The 5,075-nt window shown below is 60.1% G+C and carries 3 protein-coding genes; all 3 read left to right on the forward strand.

Annotated features, from left to right (window positions below):
• Nucleotides 1–226 precede the first annotated feature (226 nt).
• The 3 genes from ung (at nt 227) to attM (ending at nt 4,906) form a co-directional block, all read left to right on the forward strand.
• On the forward strand, nt 227–2,524 hold the full coding sequence (ung, locus tag QZ269_RS11910; RefSeq protein WP_291426926.1) for a uracil-DNA glycosylase: 2,298 nt from the start codon (nt 227–229) through the stop codon (nt 2,522–2,524).
• 259 nt (nt 2,525–2,783) lie between these two features.
• Nucleotides 2,784–4,064 (forward strand): hydroxyacid-oxoacid transhydrogenase, encoded by a 1,281-nt coding sequence (locus tag QZ269_RS11915; RefSeq protein WP_291426927.1) that lies wholly within the window; start codon nt 2,784–2,786, stop codon nt 4,062–4,064.
• Between the two features lie 20 nt (nt 4,065–4,084).
• Nucleotides 4,085–4,906, forward strand: a complete 822-nt coding sequence (gene attM, locus QZ269_RS11920; RefSeq protein ID WP_291426928.1) for an N-acyl homoserine lactonase AttM — start codon at nt 4,085–4,087, stop codon at nt 4,904–4,906.
• Nucleotides 4,907–5,075 lie beyond the last annotated feature (169 nt).

The raw sequence follows: 5,075 nt of genomic DNA on the forward strand, positions 1-5,075 counted from the left end.
CTCCAGCGATTGTGCGCCTGATGAAGAGGGCAGCATGGATACTCCGACGATATGGGCCTCAGACAGCCTCTAAGGAAACATACAGAATTGGCGCCGTAGACTCGCAGTGCGGCTGGCCGAGCGGGTCTGGGCGCTTTTCCCGGATACGCCTGTAGCCAGGAGCGACTTATCAGAGACGTTTTTCCAACAGGTTCTCAGGCTCCCAGGGGTGCTTTAAAGTGTCGGGGTGCCTTCGTCTCTCGCTGTACAGGTGGTGTGGTTCAAGAAAGACTTGCGTATACGTGACCACGCACCCCTGTGGGAAGCCGCGCAGCGCGGACGGGTGCTGCCGCTGTACATCTACGAACCTGAGCAGCTGCACCATGAGGAATTTGACGGCCATCACCTGCGCTATCTCAATGACTGCCTGGACGAGTTGCGCCTTCGCCTGACGGCCCTGGGAGCGCCCCTGATTATCCGACAGGGTGAAGTGACTGAGGTGCTTGAGCAGCTGAGCCGGGAAACCGAGATTGCGGCGCTCTGGGCACACGAGGAAACCGGCAACATGGTCAGCTTCCAGCGCGACCTGCGCGTGCATGCCTGGGCACGCGCGCGCGGCCTTCCCTTTACGGAGGTAGCGCAAAACGGGGTGGTGCGCCGTTTGAAGAGCCGGGGAGAGGGCGGGCGCGACAGCTGGGCCGACCTGTGGGAAGAGCGTATGTCCGCCCCACTGGTGCCGCCGCCAAGAGCGCTGCGCGGTGCCGACCTGCCGCCGCTTGGCCTGCTCACGCACGCTGAACTGGGGGTACCGCTCAGTGCCAAGACCATTCCTACGGGCGGCGAGCATGAGGCGCAGGCCACCTTGAGGTCCTTTCTTACGGTGCGCGGGGTCAACTACATGCGCGAAATGAGCAGCCCCCTGAGCGCCGAGACAAGCTGTTCGCGGCTTTCGGCCCCGCTCGCCTTCGGAACGGTTTCTCTACGGGACGTGTTGCAGGCTACGCGGCAGCGGCTGGCCGCCGTGACAGGTGACCCCGCCGCTGATCCACGCTGGGTGCGCTCGCTGCGGTCCTATGAATCGCGGCTGCATTGGCACTGTCACTTTATCCAGCGGCTCGAGAGTGAACCGGAAATGGAGTGGCGTAACCTTAACCCGGTCTTCGACGGCTTGCGCCCCGATGTGGGCGAACCAGACTGGAATCAGGAACACTTCGGGCGTTGGCAGGCCGGGCAGACAGGGTATCCACTGGTAGACGCCTGTCTGCGGATGCTGCTGGCGACCGGCTGGCTAAACTTCCGGATGCGCGCCATGCTGGTGTCTTTTTCCAGCCAACTGCTCTGGCTTCACTGGCGGCAGCCCGGCTTGTACCTGGCACGGCAGTGGCTCGACAACGAGCCGGGGATTCACTGGTCGCAGATGCAGATGCAGAGCAGTACCGTCGGGATCAACCGTGTCCGCATCTACAATCCGGTGCGGCAATCCCGTGAACAAGACCCCCAGGGCGAGTTTACTCGCCGCTGGGTGCCGGAACTCGCTGGTGTGCCTACCGACTTTATTCACGCGCCCTGGGAATGGAGTGGAGCAGGGCGACTGGTTTACCCGCCGCCAGTCGTCGATGCGCCCCGGGCAGCCCGGCTTGCCAGAGAACGGATTTTTGCGCTCAGGGCGACGGATGATTTTGAACGCGAGGCCCAGCGGCTGTACGTCAAGCACGGTAGCCGGAAGAAGGCGGCGCAGCGTGCTCAGCGGCGGGAAGCGGGGCTACCGGAAAAACCAGCGCCGCGCCGGGTGACTCGGCGTCACCAGGAAATGAGGGGCCAGCCGGATCTGTTTGGCCTCGCCGTTCCGAAGGGTGCGCCGCTGTACCCAGCCAACCTGCCCGAAGATTGGAAAGAGGCGCTCGCTGACGAGTTCTCTGCGCCGTACTTCCATGATCTCAAGGATTTTCTGGTGGAGGAACGTCGCAAACACACCATTTACCCGCCAGCCCCCGACGTGTTCAATGCGCTGCGCTACACGCCGCTTACCCAGGTCAAGGTCCTTATTCTTGGGCAAGACCCTTACCACGGACCCGGTCAGGCGCACGGCCTGAGCTTCAGCGTGCAGCCTGGCCTGCGTATTCCACCGAGCCTGCGTAACATCTACAGAGAACTGGCAGAAGACATTCCGGGGTTTGTCGCTCCCAGACACGGTGATCTCAGGGCCTGGGCCGTGCAGGGCGTGCTGCTGCTGAACGCGGTGCTGACAGTGCGGGCCGGGCAAGCGGGTAGTCACCAGGGCAGAGGATGGGAGCAGTTTACCGACGCCGTCATCAAGGCCGTGAATGCCCAGGAGGAACGGGTCGTGTTTGTGCTGTGGGGGAGTTACGCCCGCAGGAAGAAGAAGTTGATCACCGGAAAAAATCACGTGGTGATTGAGTCGGGGCACCCGTCCCCGCTGAGCGAACAGTACTTTCTGGGAACCCGGCCCTTTTCCAGGGTCAATGCCGCCCTGGAGCAGCGCGGACGCACCCCGGTAGAGTGGCGGTTACCGGAAGGCCCGTAGCGGTTTGTGATTTTCTTGTCTGAGAGCGATTTCGCAGGCTGCATTTAGAGCAGTTCTCCGAAATGATGGGCACGTCGGAACAACACCGCCGCCCCCTTCATTCTAAGTCCTGCTCTTTCTTTTTTACCTGTTCCACGTGGCAAAAAGATGGTCAAAAGAGCACCATCTTTTTGCAAAATGCTCTAGGCACAACTTCTGAGGTATAGTCTTAGGCGTACCAACACAACAACCAACACCAGCACAACAAGGGAGGACTGTGATGAGCGACGAACTTCGTCATGAATCGCTGTTTACGGTAGAGGCTACGCCTGTCAAATTCGGGCCGGGGGCCGCATACGACGCTGGCTGGGAGATGAAGCGCCTGGGTGGTCAGCGGGCCTTCGTCGTGATTGACCCGGAGGTGCAGCGCCTGGGGATCGCTGAGCACATCCTTGAATCGTTAAGGGCAGTGGGACTTGACCTGGTGCTGTACTCGGATGTGGATACCGAGCCGTCTATTGAGGCCCTGGAGAGAGCGGTGCAGGCTGCCAGAAGCGCACATCCCGATTCCTTTGTGGCGATTGGTGGGGGAAGCACTATCGACACCGCAAAAGTCGCCAACCTGCTGGTCACGCATGGCGGCGAAATCATGGATTACGTCAATCCACCTGTGGGCGCTGGAAAGAAACCGCCTTCGCCGCTGAAGCCTCTGCTGGCTATTCCTACCACGGCGGGCAGCGGTTCTGAGGCCACCACGGTCGCCATCCTCGATATTCCCAAGCTGAAAATCAAAACGGGCATCAGTCATAGGTACATGCGGCCTGCCCAGGCCATCGTGGACCCGGAACTGGCCCGCTCTGCGCCGGGTGCCGTTATTGCCTCAGCCGGGTTGGATGTGGTTTGTCATGCTGCCGAGAGTTTCCTGAGTCGCCCGTATACCACCCGTGAACGTCCAGCGACTCCTGATGACCGTCCACCCTATCAGGGCAGCAACCCGGTGGCCGATTTGTGGTCAGCTCAGGCACTGAGATATGGGGGGCAGTACCTGCGCCGCGCTGTCAAAGACGGAGACGATGTAGAAGCGCGCGGCTTCATGATGCTCAGCGCGACAATGGCAGGCATTGGATTTGGGTCGGCGGGTGTGCATATTCCGCATTCGTGTGCTTACCCCATTGCGGGCCTTAAGCACCAGTACCGCGACCCCGGTTACCCTGGCGACAAGGTGTTCGTGCCGCACGGCTGTAGCGTGATTGTGACCTCGCCTGCGTCGTTCCGCTTTACCTTTGATGCCGACCCCGCCAAACACATCCAGGCTGCTGAATTCCTGACAGGAGAGCAGTACGCCCCGGATGACCGTGACGCCCTGCCCAAGGCCCTCCTAAGTCTGATGAAGGACGTGGGGGCACCGAGTGGGGTGGCCGCCCTCGGCTACGACGAATCCGATATTCCTGCCCTGATTGACGGGGCCTTGAAGCAGCAACGCTTACTGGCGGTGGCCCCCAAACAGCCGACCCGCGACGACCTTGACCAAATTTTCCGTCAGTCCATGCACAACTGGTAAAGACCAGAAAGGGGCCGAAGATGACCGATACTAGGCAGTTAGAAAAGCAGCAGGACACGCCCATCCGCCTCTACATGTTTCAATCCGGCACCCTCAAATGCAAGACCAACAACATTAAAATGAACGCCGACCCCGCTCCTTACGAAATCCCGGTGCCGTGGTACCTGATCACCCATCCCAAGGGAAATGTCGTAATTGACGGTGGCAACGCGGTGGAGTGCGCCACCGATCCCGAAGGCCACTGGGGCGGAATTACCACGGTGTACTGGCCCGACATGACCCCTGAGCAGGGCGTAGAAGCCCAACTGCAAAAGCTAGGCATTGCGAAAGACAGCGTCCGGTATGTGCTGCAAAGTCACCTGCACCTTGACCATACGGGGGCCATCGGCCGCTTTCCAAAGGCCACGCATATCGTGCAGCGCAATGAATACGAGTATGCCTTTACGCCCGACTGGTTCGCGGCGGGCGGATACATCCGCAAGGATTTTGATAAGCCCGGTCTGAAGTGGCAATTCCTGAACGGCGAAGCCACCGACGGTTACGACCTGTATGGCGATGGCGTGATTCGTATGTTCTATACACCTGGTCATGCTCCCGGCCACCAGAGCTTTTTAGTTAGTCTTCCCAGCGCTGAAAAATACCTGCTGGCTGTAGACGCCGCTTACACCGTCGACCATTGGGAAGAAAAAGCCCTGCCCGGTTTTCTGGCAAGCACGGTAGACACGGTTCGCAGCGTGCAAAAACTCCGGGCGCTGGCGGAACATGAGGAGGCCCATGTGGTCACAGGTCATGACCCGGACGCCTGGCCTTCGTTCAAACAGGCCCCCGCTTATTACGACTGAGTGACCGCAGAAGCCACGCGCTATCAAGAAACTTGAGTACGGTGCTCTGACGGCCTGACAAACTTTATGAGAGAGGGCGTAAAACTAGTGTCCAGCCGACTTCAAGCGTCGTTATGGGGTCAGGAAATTTCTTCTTCCGCTTTCCCAGAGGTTCTGGGTCTGGCCCACC

The organism is Deinococcus sp. (assembly GCF_018260405.1).
Lineage (GTDB): Bacteria > Deinococcota > Deinococci > Deinococcales > Deinococcaceae > Deinococcus.

What these genes read in the sequence shown, in the direction of transcription:
- QZ269_RS11915 (WP_291426927.1), top strand. Translation starts at nt 2,784, where the DNA reads ATGAGCGACGAACTTCGTCATGAATCGCTGTTTACGGTAGAGGCTACG.
- attM (WP_291426928.1), top strand. Translation starts at nt 4,085, where the DNA reads ATGACCGATACTAGGCAGTTAGAAAAGCAGCAGGACACGCCCATCCGC.